This window comes from Paenibacillus dokdonensis (assembly GCF_004916975.1).
GTDB lineage: Bacteria > Bacillota > Bacilli > Paenibacillales > Paenibacillaceae > Paenibacillus_AQ > Paenibacillus_AQ dokdonensis.
This window is the reverse complement of the sequence record NZ_STGQ01000003.1, coordinates 316,663-333,403: the sequence shown is the minus strand read 5'-3', so window position 1 is coordinate 333,403 and position 16,741 is coordinate 316,663. Positions and strand designations below refer to the sequence as shown.

Here is a 16,741-nt window from a genome sequence, read left to right as displayed (position 1 = left end):
ACATTAATATTTATGGGAATAATCTCCCGGATAAGCAACAGTTTTTGGAACGTTGATGTGAAACAGGAAGGGGACGGAAAGCTTTGCAAAGCATGCAGGAAATGGGGAAAACACTGCTCAGTATCCGGAGCCATTTTAATGGGTTGACCAAGACCGAGCAAAAGGTAGCACAGTATATTTTGGAGAATGCTCAGGATTTGATCTATGATTCGGTTACGGAGCTTGCGGAGAAGGCAGATGTTGGAGAGACGACCGTGCTGCGTTTATGCCGCAAAATGAAATTTCAGGGGTTCCAGGACTTTAAGCTCTCACTCGCACAGGATTTGGTGAAACCAACCGATCATATTCATGAGGAAATTGCGGAAGACGATGATCCGCTCACCCTCGGTCATAAAATTATCGGGACGCATCTCCGGACGCTGGAGCAAACGCGTGAACTGGTCAATGAGGATCAGTTAACCCAGGCGATTCATGCGCTGACTGAAGCTTCAAACATACACTTTTTTGGTGTAGGCTCCTCAGGCTTAACGGCAACACAGGGGGCGCACAGTTTTGCCAGAATCGGTAAGAATAGTATGGCGAATACAGATACCCATTTTCAGGCAATGCAGGCTTCGCTGATGAATAAGGGGGATGTGGCCGTCGGACTGTCAATCTCGGGGAGCACGAAAGATACCATCGATAACCTTAACATTGCCAAAAAAGCGGGTGCCCGCATTATTGCCATTACGAGTAATGCCCGCTCGCCAATTACCAAAGTGGCAGATATCGTCCTTATTATGGTGGGTAGGGAAAATCCGCTGCAGGGCAGCTCACTGGCGGCTAAAATCTCACAGCTCGCAATTATTGATATTCTGAATGTGGCCGTGTCGCTGAAAATGAAGAGTGAGGCCATTAAATACAGAGAGATTACCGCCAAAGCGACCTCGGACAAGCTGTATTAAAAATGTATGCGTTCTTCTGCAGAAGCCTATATTGCCATTCGACTCTCATTCGAGGGTCTTTTTTCATGGTCCCAAGGTGAAACAATGGCCGGAAAGACAATGACAAATGGATACTCATTACATTCCTATTCCCGGAGGTTCGGATGCACAGGTCACGGGTAACTACTATGGAGTGTACGATGATCGCAAGCTTAATGTCACCAACAATATGTATAAGGGGGTGGTCATGATGCCGGAAATACCGGATCATCTGGATCATGGATTGTCGGTCTTGTTTATTGGCTTTAATCCAAGCCTGCTGTCTGGGGAGACCGGTCATCATTACGCCAATCCGCGCAACAATTTTTACCGGATTCTGCATCGTGCCGGCCTGACACCGCGGCTTTATGACGCATCCGAGGATCAGGACCTGCTGAGACTTGGCTACGGTTTTACCAACATCGTCGCCCGCCCAACGCGGGGAATTGACGATATCGACCGCAGCGAGTATGCGGAGGGGAGAGATATTCTGCATGCAAAACTGAAAGATTATCGACCCAAGATCGCTTGCTTTGTCGGAAAAGGCGTATATACCGAATACAGCAAAAAAACTAAGGTGAACTGGGGCTTTCAACCAAGCCCGGTCATCCCTGAAATACACGAGTTCGTTGCCCCTTCCTCCAGCGGCTTGGTGCGGATGCCAATGGACGAGATCGTGGGCATCTACCGCCAGCTTGCGGAGGTTATAGCGCAAAATGAAGCGTAGCTGAAGGCGGGAACAATCGGATAATAAAAAGCCAAGAGGCTGGACAATAGCGTACAGCCTCTTTTTGAAGCAACGAATATTGGATCATAAATCTTGACTCCAGCGGAGGGGGCGAACGATTACGAAAAAGCGGAGCGGTCGCAGCAACGTCTTGCCGCGATGCGCTGCTCAGCTGTATAAGTAACTATGCCCGTCAACATGGCGCCGTACAATACAAAAAAGCTGTCCCACAGGGGACAGCTTTTTTCTTTTACCATCGAACTTATCTAAATCCCCAAATCATCGTAAACAACGTACCGAAAACCGTAACGACGCCGACGAATACCGCGTAACCGATATTGAGGTACAACTGCTTCTTGGAAGAAGTCTCACCGATGTGCATGAACAGCACCAGCTGCAGAGATGCCTGAATCAATGCACAAATCACCAGAATAACGATGCCTGCGGTGAACGTCAGATCCCAGTAGATAACGCCCAGTGCCACAAGTGAAAGGACTAGCGAGAAGATATATCCCATCACGTGACGTATCGGGAATAATCGTGCCATATTACATCAATCCTTTCAGGTAGACAAAGCTGAAGATGAAGATCCAGACCACGTCGAGAAAGTGCCAGTACAGGGAGAAGATAAACGACTTGTTGGTCGTCTCATCCGTAAAGCCCTGGCGCTTGATCTGAATCAGGATGCCTGCACCCCACAGGAAGCCCATGGTCACGTGAAGACCGTGAGTACCCAGGAGGACGAACAAGCTGGACAAGAAGGCACTGGTTTGCAGCGTTGCACCTTCATGCACATAATTCACGAACTCGGTAATTTCAATGCCGAGAAAGCCAAGGCCCATCAGCAGAGTGATACCGAAGAAGATCATCATCGGCTTCTTGAGCCCGAGGCGCATGGCATGAATGCCAAGGCCGCAGGTGAAGCTGCTGGTCAAGAGAAGAACTGTTTCCCAGATGACACCGTTGATCTCGAAGAGATCTTTGCCGGTCGGGCCGCTGCCCGTGCGGTTCCAGAGAACCAAATATACGGCGAACAGCGTCGAGAAAAGGACAATTTCAGCGCCGAGGAAAAGCCAGAAACCGAAGATCTTATTGCTATTCTCTTCCGTTCTGTACTCCAGCGGCAGTGCATCATTTATTTTCATACGGAATCACCCCGCAATTTCTGTTCGGTAGCGGCAATTTCCTTCGCCGAGATGTGATAGCCGTGATCGCGTTCGAAAGAACGTACCGCCAGCATGATTACCACGCCTATGCCTGCAATGAGGGCAGGAATGAACCAGCTGAAGACCAGGAAGAAGCCGGCGAAGAACATAATTACACCAAGAATGAATGGCTGCCCGCTGTTGTTAGGCATATGAATCTCTTCATAAGGGCCCTCTTTAAAAAGAGGAACATTATGTTTTTTAGCATGCCAGAAGGCATCTTGGGATTCAACATGTGGTACTTTAGCAAAGTTGTAAACAGGAACCGGACTTGGTATGCTCCACTCCAGCGTACGTGCATCCCATGGATCTCCGTGCTCATCACGTGGGCTGTGACGGAAGCTGTAGTAGAAGTTGTAGCACAGAACGACAAAGCCAATAGCCAGAACAAATGCACCAATGGTCGCAATCATGTTAAGCGGACCAAAGCCTGTGTCTGCCGAATAGGTATACATCCGGCGCGTCATTCCTTGCAGTCCAAGGAAGAACAGCGGCATAAAGGCAACGTTAAAGCCTACGACAATCAGCCAGAAGGCTGTTTTGGCCCGACGTTCGTTCAGACGGAAACCAAAAATCTTAGGGAACCAGTAATGAAGACCGGCGAGTACCCCGAACACTGTACCAGGAATAAGTACGTAGTGGAAGTGGGCAACCAGGAACATCGTATTATGGTACTGGTAATCGGCACTTGCCATTGCGAGCATGACGCCCGTAACGCCGCCGAAGGTAAAGATCGGAATGAAGGCCATCGCGTACAGCATTGGAGAGGTGAATGTAATTTTACCTTTCCTTAGCGTAAACAGCCAGTTGAATATTTTAACCCCGGTCGGAACGGCAATCAGCATCGTCGTGATGGAGAAGAACCCGTTGACCATGGCTCCGGCGCCCATTGTATAGAAATGGTGAGCCCATACAAGGAAGGACAGGAGCGAAATGATGACCATACTGAACACCATTGATTTATATCCGTACAAATTCTTTTTCGAGAAGGTAGAGATAATATCACTGAATATACCGAAGGCCGGCAAAATAACAATGTATACCTCAGGATGGCCCCAAACCCAGAATAGGTTGGCCCATAGCATATCCATACCGCCGTTAGCCATGGTGAAGAACTGGCTGCCGAAGACGCGGTCGAACATCATCAAAGCAAGGGCTACTGTCAGAACCGGGAATGCGAACAAAATGATAACGTTCGTAATCAGAACCGACCATGTGAACATTGGCATACGCATCAGCTTCATGCCAGGTGCACGCATTTTTAGGATCGTCACGATGAAGTTAACGCCTGTCATCAATGTACCGATACCGGAAATCTGCAGCGCGAGCGAGTAGAAGTTGTTACCTACCGTCGGGCTGAATTCAAGACTTGCAAGCGGGAAGTACGCTGACCAACCGGCATCCGGTGATCCCCCGATGACAAACGAAATGTTGAACAGCATAGCTCCTGCGAAGAAGAGCCAGAAGCTGACAGCATTCAGTCTTGGAAAAGCAACGTCACGCGCGCCGATTTGCAGCGGCACAACGACGTTCATAAGTCCAATAACGAACGGCATCGCCATGAACAGGATCATAATAACCCCGTGCGTTGTGAAAATTTCGTTATAATGCTGGGAATCCAAAAATCCGGATTCCGGTACCGCAAGCTGCGTACGCATCAACAGGGCGTCAACACCGCCGCGGAACAGCATGATGAGAGCTGATAAAATATACATGACGCCAATACGTTTATGGTCAACGGTGGTCAGCCATTCGCGCCATAAATATCCCCATTTCTTAAAATAGGTCAATCCGACGAGGATGGCGATGGATACGAGCACAATACTAACCATGGCTCCGTAAATCATCGGCTCACCGGTTACAAAAAATTCGTCCCATTTCATGCAATTGAGTCTCCTTTCTCCATGATCTTAATGTCCACTTTCCATGGACGAATTGTCATTCATGTCTTTCATATCCATATTGCTATGATCCATATTGCTCATATCGCTATGATCCATAGGCTCCTTGCTGGAGTCTGTGCTTTCAGTCTTGCTGTCTCCGCTCTTCCCATGTTCGGACATATCCATAGGAGCAGGCGCGAAGCCGAGGTGCGTGGAAGTAAACGATTTGCGGCCGACAATCTCGGTTTTAAGCAGCTTGTTAAATTCCTGCTCGGTGAGCTTTGGTGCTGTATCCTTGACGTCTTTAACCCATTTGCTGTATTCGGCAGGTGTTTGAGCAAGCACCTCGAATTCCATTTGAGCAAAGCCCTTACCGGAGAAGTTCGAGTTTTTACCCATGAATGAACCTTCATGTTCGGCGACCAGATTCAGCTTGGTCACCATATCGCTCATGGCGTATTTCTGACCACCGAGCTGTGGAACCCAGAAGCTTGTAATCGGTCCGTAGGAGTAGAGACGGAACTCAACCGGACGGTTGGTCGGAATATTAACGTAGTTCACCGTTTCAATATTCTCTTCGGGATAGCTGAAGTGCCATTTCCAGTTCGAAGAAGCGGCATAAATGACAAGCGGCTTTTGAGTTTCGTAGCCGGCTGGCACCTTTTCAACAGCATTGGTCGTGCGCACTGTTACAACGGAGAGAATAGCTACGATAATGATCGGGATCACCGTCCAAATCAATTCAAGCCATTTGTTTCCCTCCATGTGGGGTGGTTCATAATCATCGCTTGTTTTGCTGGAACGATATTTGGTCAGCATAAAAACGAATAAGATGTAGACAACAAGTAAAACAAAAGCCATCATCAGAATCGAGAAAATAATGGTATCGGACTGCGTTTTGGCAACCGGACCTTTTGGATTCAGTACTACCATGGAGTTACATCCACTGAGCAGCATGATGATGGAAATAAGTATGGTAGTTAATAGCCATCTTTTTTTGTTTTTCACGGGAAACTCCTTTCTAGCATGTCGTTATTGCTGAGTTGGATTATTCGCGAATCCTCATAGCCCTAGCATAGTAACCTGCGAAATCGAAAACAAATACAAGAACATACATAATTACCATAAATATACATATATTCTGTGACAAACTTCACATTCTTCTGAAAAAATCTTCAAATATCATGATTAACAGCGGAAAAGCGGCAAATTCAGCGATTTTCATTTTTGTTCATAATTGGACATGACCGGAACGGTTGTGCCAGTTCTGTCACAATTGAAAGGGCTTTTAGATCGATGAAAACAGGCTGTGACAAAAATGCGATTTCACTGAAAGCCGCTAGGACAAAGAGAAAATGTGCTAAAATAGACAAAGATTAAATACTGTAACAAAAATCACAATCACAAAGAGGGAACGCAATGAGAGAAATTCAGGATAAGCCCAAGGGGATATTTTTCGATGTGGATGATACGTTATACGATCATTTGGAGCCGCTGAGACATGCGCTGAGAAAAGTATTATCCACCGGAGAAGACTTCCCGTATGAGGCGGTTTATCATAGATTCAGATTTTATAGCGATGCATTATCAGCCCGCCATGGCGGTGTAAATGCTGCGGGGGCAGACCAGGATCTGCAGGAAATGAGATTACAGCGCGTCATGCTCGCCCTTGCGGAATTTGGAGTACAAGTGACAGAAGCGGAAGCCTCGCGGATTCAGGAGATATACTTGGAGGGGCAGTTTCAAATCAGCCCTTTCCCTGGCGCAGTTGAACTCATCCGTACACTCCAGACAGCCGGTCATGTAGTCGGATTGATTACGAACGGACCGGCAAAGCATCAGATGGCTAAAATCAAAGCGCTCGCAATGGATAAAATTATAAACCCGCGGAATATCTTCATCTCTGGTACCGTTGGTTATGACAAACCGGATCCGCGCCTATTCATGCATGTAAATGAAATAACGGGAACGGAAGCCTCTCGGAGCTTTTATATCGGAGATTCCTGGCGAAATGATGTCGTGGGTGCGCTTGAAGCCGGCTGGACAGCCATATGGTTCAACCATCGCCAAGTGAAGCCTGAATCGGATCATCAGCCCCATTATCATGCGGTCAGTTACCAGGAGCTTGCCAGCATACTTCTTCCATAAAGGAAGAGGGAAGAAAAACAAAAAGCAGGTGTTTTCCCTGGGGGAGAGGCATCTGCTTTTTGTTTGGTTCAAGAAGTGAAACATTTTAAGGATCTATGGCCGTTTCGTCAGGCACAGGAGCAGGTGGAGTACTGTCCTTACGTTTGTACAGCAGCCGGGAAACGAACATGCCCAAAGCGCCCAGGCCGATAAACAGGATCGCCCGGACGGCTACCGATACATCCGGCAGATCCACGATAATGACCTTTACCAGTGTAAGGAAGAGCAGTCCAAGTCCTGCGATCCGGACCATCTGTCTTTGAAAAATCATACCGCAGACGATAACTGCAATCGCGTATAGCGCCCATACCGCCGAAAGAACGAGATGACGGAAATCATACGTGAGATCGGCGGTCAACACATTGGTGATCTGTGTGATAAAGATGATGGCTAATAAGGCATCGGCCCACATCAGAATATCCGGCAACCGGTCGAAGATTATTGGTTCGGACATGCGGCGGATAACGTAAGAAAGAACCGCGATACTGATCAGCAAGATGAGCCAGGAAAGGCTTGGGGCTGAGAAAAGATCATGTATGATCAGGAAAAGCGTCCCGGATACACCATACAGAAAGACCGCGGCCGCTGTAATCTGCTGCATGTAGTTTTTCAGCTTAAAGCCAAGAATCAATCCAGCAGTGCCTACGACGATAGCGGCTGCAGGTGAGTAGCTTTGGTTCAGTATATCAAGTGCCCAAAGGAACCAGGCAGCCGTCGCGATGGATATATAAACGGGAGGGCGTTCGCCCTTCATGTACTTCCCTAGAGCAGCTAGGCTGTAGATCAGCGCCCAGCCAATCAGCATCAGCGGCCGCCAGTGGATGGAATCCTCGGTAAATGGATACATTGCATAGATCCACAGTGCCATGATGCCGTATCCTGGAAACAACGAGAGGGTTTCATCGAGCTTACGGCGGACTGGGCCGAAGTAGGCATAAGCCAGCAGAACCGCATGCTGAATAAATACAGCTGCAATAAAAATATGGCGGCTTTCACCGAAGTCACCTGCAGCATAACCGATCAGAAGCGGAAGATGAAGCACACCGACAGCGACGTAATAGGCTGCACGATAATCAAATTTCAGGGCAACGGCGATCATCGCAAGTGAGAAGATGGCTTCATAGCCCGTGAACACCCAGGCATTCGGATGGGCCGAATGAACAAGGAAGGGAATCAGATATCCGGCTACGGTTGCAATGATCATCAGTGCCTGGGAACGGCGGCGCTGCGCCGTAAACACACAAAGCGCGATGGAAAGGATATATAAGATAAACGCCAGAGCTGAAGGAATCAGGCTATACAGCTCATGTGCAGCGAACACGGATAAAATCAGCACACCGATGGCGCCGCCCAAAAGCACTTGCCCCAGCGCTTCGCGTTGACTCCGGATCTGTCTCTCACCGAGCCAGTACATGACAGCTGCGACAACAACGCCGAGAAGGCAGCGTACAGGTTCGGTCAAATAACCCGCGCTGACAGCGGCTGTAAAACCCCACAGCACACCGAGCAGCAGAACAACAATAAAGACGCGCGGAAGCCACACTCGGGCGATAAGATGCTCCCAGTCCTTTGGTGGTTTAGGCTCTTGCGGAATATTCGGCCGCTGCTGATTGTAAGCATACGGATTCATTCCCGGCGGATTGGGCTGTTCCGTCCCTTGATTTGGGTAGTACCCTTGGGGCGGCGGTCCCTGATAAGACTGACTCTGGCTAGGATAACCTGATATTCCCTGCTGCGGGTTATGCTGCATGCCGGCCTGCCCGTATGCAGCATAACCTTGCTGTCCTCCGGCGTACGGTGGAGGACTGGTATTATTCGGCGTTGTCTGAGCCTCAGGGTTCCGGTCCGTCCCTCGCCTCTCTTGGCGCAGCTCGGCTAACTCCTGCTGCATTTCCTTCATGTTAGCCTCAAGCTGTGCAATTCTTTTTTCCAATAAATCCAATGGATATTCACCCCTGGCATTCCAAATTTATGTACTTTTGTCTGCTGTACATAATATACCATAGGAGGCTCTATAATGAATCTTTTGGGGATTTAAAACATTTTGGCGAGCGATATCAATCCTGTGATCGTAACGACATTAAACAGGGTGGAGAGCAGCACGGTTTGCGCAGCAAAGTCAGGCTCGTTAGCATATTCCTCGGCAAGAATGGATGTATTGACACCGGTCGGCATGCCGGACGCAATCAGCAGCGCCTGAGCAGGAATTCCCTTCAGACCCAGAGCAAATACAAGCGCGCAGCCGATGGCGGGTCCTATAATAAGCCGAAGGAATAGGCTGATATAAATATCGAGCCGATAAAGACGTAGAGGATATTTGACGATCTGGGCCCCGAGTGTGAGTAATGCTATGGCGACCATAGACTGCTGGGCGTATGTTAAGGGCTGAGAAACAAAAATGGGGAGGGGAGCATGCAGCGCGTGCAGCAGCAGTCCCAGTACCAAAGCATAGGGAACAGGCATTTTTAGAAAACCGATGATCATACTCCGGTAATTCCCCTTCATCTTGACCCCCTGAATGGCGATAACGCCGTAGGTGAAGGTCAGCAGACTCTGCAGAGACATGATCAGCGCCTGCATGGATGCAGCCAGCGGATCTCCTTTAAATACAAGGGCGTTGATGGGCATGCCGTAATTTCCGGAATTGTCGAGCATAATACTGTTGTTAAAAGCGGCTTTCATGCTGCTTTGGAATTTCATGGGGCGGGCCACAATCGAACCTATCAGGTACAAAATCAGCACGTATAGCGCATAAAATACAATGACGGTGCTAAGAAGACCGCCGGACATATCCGAATGATACATACTCATAAAAACAGCTGCGGGAGTAATGCAGTAAAAATTGATTTTGGCCAGCGTATATAAGTCCAGACGAAAAATGCGCTGCATGAGGGAACCGAATCCGATCAGCACAAAAACAGGCAATACAACTTCAAGTAAAATCGTAGTAATCATAAGCTCAGCTTCCTTTAATAGTCATGATGTCTTTTGAACTTATTTATTATAGCATCACTTGGAAGCGAGCAGGGGTGCAATTCATCACGCTTTTTTAATGGAATTATCTTCATTTTTTAGGAAAGAAGTCCGAAATATATAACATAGGACAATCGGTCGAACCCGGTATCAGGTCCTATAATGATCAGGACTAAGGGCCTATGTTTAGCATTCGTTTTAATTGCTCAACGCTGTGAAGCCGAATCCGAATAAATAGAGAATTAAAGCGATTTAACTGGAGGGGATTGTATGTTATTCAATACTGAGTATTTTCAGGGCCGTGACGAGAGCAGTCATCACAGACCAGATGTCTATGAGCTCTATTCAAAAGCCCGTAACTGGAATGATTTGTCCCAAAGCCATATGAATCTAGCCCATCTTCTGATGGAAGAGGGGCTTTGCAGGGCATCCCTGATCGTTGGGCATATGGCCGTCAAGGCCAAACTAAAACAGGTCTACCTGCAGTCGGAGGGTATGCTTCCCCTGGAAGATATCTGCTACGATGAACTGATCAGCAGGATTCGTGACTTTGCGGAAATTGATCTGGAAACAGAACTGTTTCTGAATACACTCCAATATATTGCCGAGACTGAAAATGCCACCTTTTTACCGCGGATCGATGACGGACATTTGGAGAAAATGCTGGAGCGAATCGAAGGCATATTATCATGCCTTGACGTGCATTCGGTCAGCGATGCTGTGAAAATCCGGATCGAGAACTAGATTCTTGGTTAGACCCGCTGCAGGTCTCCGGCCTTCTTTTCATTTAAAACCTGTTCCACTTTGGAAATATGAAGCTCCATCCGGGCTGTTGCTTCCTTGGAGTCCTGCTGCGCAATCGCTTCATAAATCCGCATATGCTCCTGAAGCAGGCGTTCCGCAGAGGAACGTTCAGCGTAAAACCACAGCGCACGCATATCCTTCATGCTCTCATGGAGCTTGAGGGACAAGGATTCCATCAGGTCAATAAGCAGCGGATTATGGGTTGAGGCCGCAATCTGCTGATGGAACTTGACGTCGGCCTGCTCAATGAAATGCTCATCATCCGACTGTTCCATATCCTCCAGCAGTTTCTTGAAGACGCTAAGATCATCGTCTGTACGGTGCTGCGCGGCAAGTGAAGCACAGCCTGATTCAAGCACGCGCCGAACCTCCAAAATATGGCGCAGCGACGCGGCCCGCCCCTCCCAGAGGTCTGCATAATGCTGCATGGGATGAACGGGAGCCGATTCAACGGGAGGCGCTTTGACAAAAGTGCCCCCGCCTTGCTTAATATTCAGCAGCCCCATCGCTTTCAGCGCACTGAGAGCTTCCCGAATGGTCGATCTGCCTACGTTATATTGTGCAGCCAGGTCGACTACAGAAGAAAGACGGTCCCCGGGCAAAAGCTGCCCATCATCCATCTGCTTTTTCAAATCATTCATTACCCACTCGTACTGCTTAAGCGGCCTTTGCTGACTGGTCAAACGACTCAACGCCCTTCCTCAAATACCCTTATTTTCCTTATTTTACCGCAACTGCGGACAAGTTAAAATTTTAATTTTTCGATTAAGTTCTATTTTCGATTCATATATTCTAGTGTATACTTGTTCACAAGAAAAGTCATCAGATGACCTGACTAATTTAATTAACCTAATGCGATCAAAGGAGTGCTTTCCTTGCTGCAAGAAGAAGTAAGACGCGAACTCATCTCCATATTGGGCAGTGAACATTACAAAGATGATCCGCAGTCCCTAGTAACTCATTCTTATGACGGGACTCCTATGCTCCAATCTTTGCCGGATGCCGTCGTGTATCCGTCGAATACGGAGCAGGTGTCACAAATAATGAAGGTGCTGAGCCGCTTCAAAATCCCTGTCGTCGGCAGAGGCTCAGGAACCAATCTATGCGGAGGCACCGTGCCGGTTCAGGGCGGTGTGGTTATGGTTATGCATCGTATGAATCAAATTCTTGAAATTGATCTTGAGAATCTGACAGCCACTGTTCAGCCGGGGTTGAACACCAAGCAGTTCAGTACCCATGTCGAGAGTCTGGGCTTGTTCTACCCGCCAGATCCCAGCAGCATGTCGATTTCCACCATCGGGGGAAATATCGCGGAATGCTCAGGTGGACTACGCGGGCTGAAATACGGGACAACCAAAGATTATGTGATCGGCCTGGAAGCCGTTCTGGCGAACGGAGACATTATCCGGACCGGTGGCAAACTGATGAAGGACGTGGCAGGATATGACCTGACAAAGCTGCTGGTTGGTTCCGAAGGTACGCTTGCAATTATCACCGAGGCAATTCTGAAGCTGATTCCGCCTCCAAGATATAAAAAGACCATGCTGGCGATGTACAAGGATTTATACGGAGCGGCACGGACGGTATCCAAAATTATCGAGAACCGGATTATTCCGGCTACCCTGGAGATTCTGGACAACGCAACCATTCGAGTGGTGGATGACTTCGCCAAACTGGGTCTGCCTCTGGATATGGAGGCTATCCTCATTATTGAGCAGGATGGCGATGAAGAAGCCGTGGAACGTGACATTGCGATCATTACGGAAGTGTGTAAAAGCGAGAATGCCGACCAGGTCAGCATTGCAGCAAGTCTGGAAGAGGCGGAAAAGCTGCTGACTGCGCGCCGCAGTGCATTCACAGCTTTGGCCAGACTGCGTCCGACCACTATTTTGGAGGATGCGACTGTGCCGCGCTCGAAGATCGCAGAGATGGTAGTCGAGATCAACCGGATCGCACTGAAGCATCAGGTTCAGATAAGTACATTTGGTCATGCGGGAGACGGCAACCTGCATCCGACGGCGACGACCGATGCGCGTGATAAGGAAGAGATTGAGCGGGTAGAGGAAGCGTTTGAGGAAATTTTTGAAGCGGCCATCCGTTTGGGAGGAACCATTACCGGAGAGCATGGCGTCGGCATGGTGAAATCGCCATATTTGGAATGGAAGGTTGGTCCGGCGGGAATGGATGTCATGAAAGCGATCAAGAGTTCCTTCGATCCACATAATTTGCTTAATCCCGGCAAGGTATTCGCGAAGGAAACACGGAAACGGGTGGTGATCCAGCGTGGCTAATGGGCAAGCACAACCAATGAATGCACTTACCGAAAAGCTTCGATTACGCCTCGATGAGGATCAGCTGACAAACTGCATGCGCTGCGGCTTTTGCCTTCCAGCATGCCCGACGTTTGCGGAAACCGGCCTTGAGGCCGAGTCTCCACGGGGACGGATTGCCCTCATGAAGGCGGTTACGGACGGCATTATGGTGCCGGATCAGGCCTTTGAAGACCAAATGAATCACTGTTTGGGCTGCCGTGCATGCGAACCGGCTTGTCCGGCAGGAGTCCAGTATGGCCAACTTATTGAACAGGCACGGGATGCCATTGAGGATCACAAAGAACATAAAACATGGGTAAAAGTTACTCGCAAGGCCGCATTTAAGACCGTATTCCCTCATCAGGAGCGGATGAAATGGGTTGGCCGCGGATTGCAATTTTACCAAAAATCCGGACTTCGTACTGTAGCGCATGCTTCGGGTGCGATGAAGCTATTCCCTAAGCATATGCGTGACATGGAGAAAATTCTGCCCGATGCTTCCGGCAAAGGCGTCGTGGAGAAGATCGGCGATCGCCATCCAGCCAAGGGAGAGAAGGTTGCAACGGTTGCTTTGTTCCGAGGCTGTATTATGGACGTTCTGTTTACAGAAACCAATATTCATACGGTTGACCTGCTTACGGCCGCCGGCTTTGAAGTGATCATCCCGCGTGAACAGAACTGCTGCGGAGCGCTGCATGCGCACAGCGGGGAAGCAGAAGGAGCAAGAGATCTCGCAAGACGCAATATCAAGACGTTTAAGGCGGCTGGCGTGGATTATATCGTTTCCAATGCGGGCGGCTGCGGGGCAATCCTGACCGAATACGATCATCTGCTGCATGAGGATCCGCAGTGGCGTGACGATGCTGTCTGGTTTGCCGAACGAGTGGTTGATATCAGTGATCTGCTGGTACGTGCCGGAAGAAGCCTTGATTTCAGCCAGGACAAGACGCAAGGAGGCGAAGAGCCTGTCCGGATTACCTATCAGGATTCTTGCCATCTCCGCAATGTCATGAAATCAGCGGATGCGCCGCGTAAGCTGATGCGCCAAGTAGAGGGAGCGCAGTTCATCGAGATGAAGAACGCTGACCGCTGCTGCGGCTCAGCAGGGATTTACAATGTCACGCAGCCGGTAATGGCCGGACAGATCCTCGATCACAAAATGGAGCATGTTGAGGCGACTGGAGCCAGCTATCTGCTGACCAGCAATCCCGGATGCCTGCTGCAAATGAAGCATGGCATCGATGAGCAGGGGCTGAGCGGTCAGATGAAGGCCGTGCATATCGTCGACTTCCTGCATGAGCGTATGAAGAAATAAGCTTGACCTAAGGTATAAATTATATACAAGAATAAGATGCCAACCCCTAAGTTAATTTGCACTTAAAGGTTGGCATCTTATTTTTAAAGTAGTTATAGAAATGTGATTATCTCGAAGTAGCGGAGAGGACGAAACGATTCCGGAAAAGCGATAGCGGTCGCCTTTGCCCCCAAATATTCACCTTGAAAAAGATTAATAACATATATTTGGGGGCAACAGCGATTGGAGGAACGTTTCGTTCACGCAGCGTTGCCCCACAGGAAAATCATTTTTCCATTATTTATCCAGCTTAAACCGGTCAATCATGGTCTGCATATCTACAGCCATCCGGGCGAGCCCGGCAGCCGACGAGGTGATTTCCTCCATAGATGCGAGCTGTTCCTGGCTGGCCGCGTTTACTCGTTCAAATGATTCGACCGTCTGACGGGAAATGCCTGCAACCTCGTGAACCGCAGCTGATATTTCTTCGCTGCTGGCTGACATCTGCTCGGTTACTGCGGAAATATCTTGAACCTGGTCGGAGATTTGCTTGGCAGACTGCTCGATGTTCACGAAGGCCTCCAGTGCCTCAGCCGTGACATTCAGACCTTGGTTTACATCTGTTTGAACCTTGTTTTTCATAACATTATATACGCCGGAGATCAACTCTGTCATTTTAACGATCGTTTGCTGGATCTCATCGGCTGTGATATTGGACTGGTCAGCAAGCTTGCGGACTTCATCCGCTACAACAGCAAAGCCTCGTCCGTGTTCGCCAGCACGCGCCGCCTCAATTGCGGCGTTCAGCGACAGCAGATTCGTTTGTTTGGAAATTTCCGAAATGGCTGTGCTCATGGCTGCGATGTTGGCGCTGTGGTTATGGAGCTGCTCCATCAGCTCCGCGGATTCAACCGTAGAAATCCGGATGGTGTCCATCTGGGCGCTGACCTGACGAATCTTCTGGCTGCCTGCGTGTACATCCTCTTCGGTACGGCTCGATGAATCTACGATCATGCCTGCGGATTCGGCTATTTTCTGGATGCCTCGCGTCATTTCTTCAATGGTACGAGCCGTTTCCTCCGTGGCCAGTGACTGGATTGTAGCGCCTTCAGATGAATCCGAAACCAGACCGGAGACAAGCTCCACTGACTTGGCATTCATCTCGGTGCTGGCCGTCAGCTCCTCGCTGGAAGCAGCCAGCTGACTGGAGGTGTCACCCATGTCAACGACCATACTGCGCAGGGAGGCAACCATGCCGTTGTAATTGCTTGCCAGTGTACCGATCTCATCCTTGCGTTTGGTGACTACCTGTTCGTTCAGATGTCCTTCACTTACGCGTATGGCGGAATGGTTGAGCTGCTCGATCGGCTTTGTCATTCCTCTGATGATGAAGAACAGGAGCACCAGAACGATGGCAACAGCTATCACAAGCACACCAACGGCGGTGTAAAAAATCGGACGCGTTGCATCGCTATATTCGCTGTCAGGAAGAATACCTACAATTTTGAAAGCAGAAATGCTGTTCGTGGCGTAATAACCGCGCTGGAGCACATGGGTGTCAGGATTGGTGTATTGAATAAAACCTTCCCTCTGGCTGTGCATAATCTCCAGCTGTTTTCCGGTAGCCTTTTCCCCTGTTTTAATGGTCGGATGGGACATTATTTTGTCGTTCCGGTCCATGAGATAAATGTAGCCTTTATTGCCAAGTCGGATATTTTTGACGGTTTGGTCCATTCCAGAGATGCTGAGACTGATACAAATGACGCCTTCACCATCAGGCAGGGTCTTGGAAATGGTCATGACATAGTTTTTGGTAGAAAAGGATACAGAAGGATCGGCGACCATAGCCTGTGTGGGATACTTTTTGGCGAGCGTATACCAGGCGCGGGTACGAGGATCAAAATCCTCCTTACCTGGATCCGGTGATTTCATCCAGGCTCCACGATCATTGCCGAGCGATACCACTTCGACTTCCGAATGCTGGGCCTTGTAATCGTTGATCAGCTTGCGGGCTTGTATGGAGTGCTGATCGATCTCTTGCGATGTGATCTGATTCGCGAGCTGGTTAATGTTCGATACCTGCATTTGGACGGTCGTATCCAAAAGCTTATCGAGCAGCGTGACACTGGATTGAGTGATATCCTCCATTTTAGTCTGCAGCTGCTCTTTTGCGCTGTTAACAGAAAAGAGTGCCAGAAAAATATTTGGAATAATGACCATGAGACAGATGATGAGCATAAGTCTGCTGCGCAGTCTTTTAATCCTGAATAGATTAAAGATTCCTTTCAACCGTGCTTTCAAAACAATTCCCCCAGATGTATGTATATGATACGGATCCTCTTTTTTTGTTTATAATGAGGAATCCTACTTCTATATTTCGACAAAATGAGTCAA

General features: G+C 48.9%; 14 protein-coding genes. 6 read left to right on the top strand and 8 right to left on the bottom strand.

What is annotated here, in order from left to right; all coding sequences use genetic code 11:
- The first annotated feature begins 92 nt into the window (after positions 1-92).
- Together E6W40_RS25910 and E6W40_RS25905 are read left to right on the top strand one after the other, a co-directional pair.
- Positions 93-944: a MurR/RpiR family transcriptional regulator gene (locus E6W40_RS25910; protein ID WP_136608509.1), complete on the top strand. Its 852-nt coding sequence runs from the start codon at positions 93-95 to the stop codon at positions 942-944.
- Positions 945-1,173: 229 nt separating this feature from the next.
- Positions 1,174-1,689, top strand: coding sequence for a mismatch-specific DNA-glycosylase (locus E6W40_RS25905; RefSeq protein WP_136608903.1), 516 nt, complete (start codon positions 1,174-1,176; stop codon positions 1,687-1,689).
- Between the two features lie 262 nt (positions 1,690-1,951).
- Here E6W40_RS25905 and qoxD read toward each other — a convergent pair whose 3' ends face one another.
- Genes qoxD through qoxA form a run of 4 tightly spaced genes read right to left on the bottom strand, consistent with a single transcriptional unit; the run spans position 1,952 to position 5,734 of the window.
- The gene (gene qoxD, locus E6W40_RS25900; protein ID WP_136608508.1) at positions 1,952-2,236 is read right to left on the bottom strand and encodes a cytochrome aa3 quinol oxidase subunit IV; all 285 of its coding nucleotides are present in this window, start codon (positions 2,234-2,236) and stop codon (positions 1,952-1,954) included.
- A 1-nt stretch (position 2,237) separates the two neighbouring features.
- Positions 2,238-2,834 carry a cytochrome aa3 quinol oxidase subunit III gene (qoxC, locus tag E6W40_RS25895; RefSeq protein WP_136608507.1) on the bottom strand — a complete coding sequence of 199 codons (597 nt, stop codon included), beginning with the start codon at positions 2,832-2,834 and terminating at the stop codon, positions 2,238-2,240.
- Positions 2,831-4,777 carry a cytochrome aa3 quinol oxidase subunit I gene (gene qoxB / locus E6W40_RS25890; protein WP_136608506.1) on the bottom strand — a complete coding sequence of 649 codons (1,947 nt, stop codon included), beginning with the start codon at positions 4,775-4,777 and terminating at the stop codon, positions 2,831-2,833. Before qoxB ends, qoxC begins: the two co-directional genes overlap by 4 nt.
- 27 nt (positions 4,778-4,804) lie before the next feature.
- Positions 4,805-5,734: a cytochrome aa3 quinol oxidase subunit II gene (qoxA, locus tag E6W40_RS25885; protein WP_136608902.1), complete on the bottom strand. Its 930-nt coding sequence runs from the start codon at positions 5,732-5,734 to the stop codon at positions 4,805-4,807.
- Between the two features lie 462 nt (positions 5,735-6,196).
- Between qoxA and E6W40_RS25880 the strand changes: the two genes are divergently transcribed.
- Positions 6,197-6,925 (top strand): HAD family hydrolase, encoded by a 729-nt coding sequence (locus E6W40_RS25880; RefSeq protein WP_136608505.1) that lies wholly within the window; start codon positions 6,197-6,199, stop codon positions 6,923-6,925.
- An 85-nt stretch (positions 6,926-7,010) separates the two neighbouring features.
- On the opposite strand, the gene E6W40_RS25875 is transcribed toward E6W40_RS25880, so the two are convergent.
- Positions 7,011-8,906: a DUF2339 domain-containing protein gene (locus tag E6W40_RS25875; RefSeq protein ID WP_168929059.1), complete on the bottom strand. Its 1,896-nt coding sequence runs from the start codon at positions 8,904-8,906 to the stop codon at positions 7,011-7,013.
- 92 nt (positions 8,907-8,998) lie between these two features.
- Positions 8,999-9,919, bottom strand: coding sequence for an AEC family transporter (locus E6W40_RS25870; protein WP_136608503.1), 921 nt, complete (start codon positions 9,917-9,919; stop codon positions 8,999-9,001).
- Positions 9,920-10,207: 288 nt separating this feature from the next.
- On the opposite strand from E6W40_RS25870, the gene E6W40_RS25865 reads away from it, so the two are divergent.
- Positions 10,208-10,681, top strand: a complete 474-nt coding sequence (locus E6W40_RS25865; protein ID WP_136608502.1) for a hypothetical protein — start codon at positions 10,208-10,210, stop codon at positions 10,679-10,681.
- Positions 10,682-10,689: 8 nt separating this feature from the next.
- Here E6W40_RS25865 and E6W40_RS25860 read toward each other — a convergent pair whose 3' ends face one another.
- Positions 10,690-11,433 (bottom strand): FadR/GntR family transcriptional regulator, encoded by a 744-nt coding sequence (locus E6W40_RS25860; RefSeq protein ID WP_342774740.1) that lies wholly within the window; start codon positions 11,431-11,433, stop codon positions 10,690-10,692.
- Positions 11,434-11,616: 183 nt separating this feature from the next.
- On the opposite strand from E6W40_RS25860, the gene E6W40_RS25855 reads away from it, so the two are divergent.
- Both E6W40_RS25855 and E6W40_RS25850 read left to right on the top strand, forming a co-directional pair.
- Positions 11,617-13,032: an FAD-binding oxidoreductase gene (locus tag E6W40_RS25855; RefSeq protein ID WP_136608501.1), complete on the top strand. Its 1,416-nt coding sequence runs from the start codon at positions 11,617-11,619 to the stop codon at positions 13,030-13,032.
- Positions 13,033-13,048: 16 nt separating this feature from the next.
- On the top strand, positions 13,049-14,368 hold the full coding sequence (locus E6W40_RS25850; RefSeq protein WP_136608500.1) for a (Fe-S)-binding protein: 1,320 nt from the start codon (positions 13,049-13,051) through the stop codon (positions 14,366-14,368).
- 276 nt (positions 14,369-14,644) lie between these two features.
- Here E6W40_RS25850 and E6W40_RS25845 read toward each other — a convergent pair whose 3' ends face one another.
- Positions 14,645-16,648, bottom strand: a complete 2,004-nt coding sequence (locus E6W40_RS25845) for a methyl-accepting chemotaxis protein (RefSeq protein WP_246073195.1) — start codon at positions 16,646-16,648, stop codon at positions 14,645-14,647.
- Positions 16,649-16,741 lie beyond the last annotated feature (93 nt).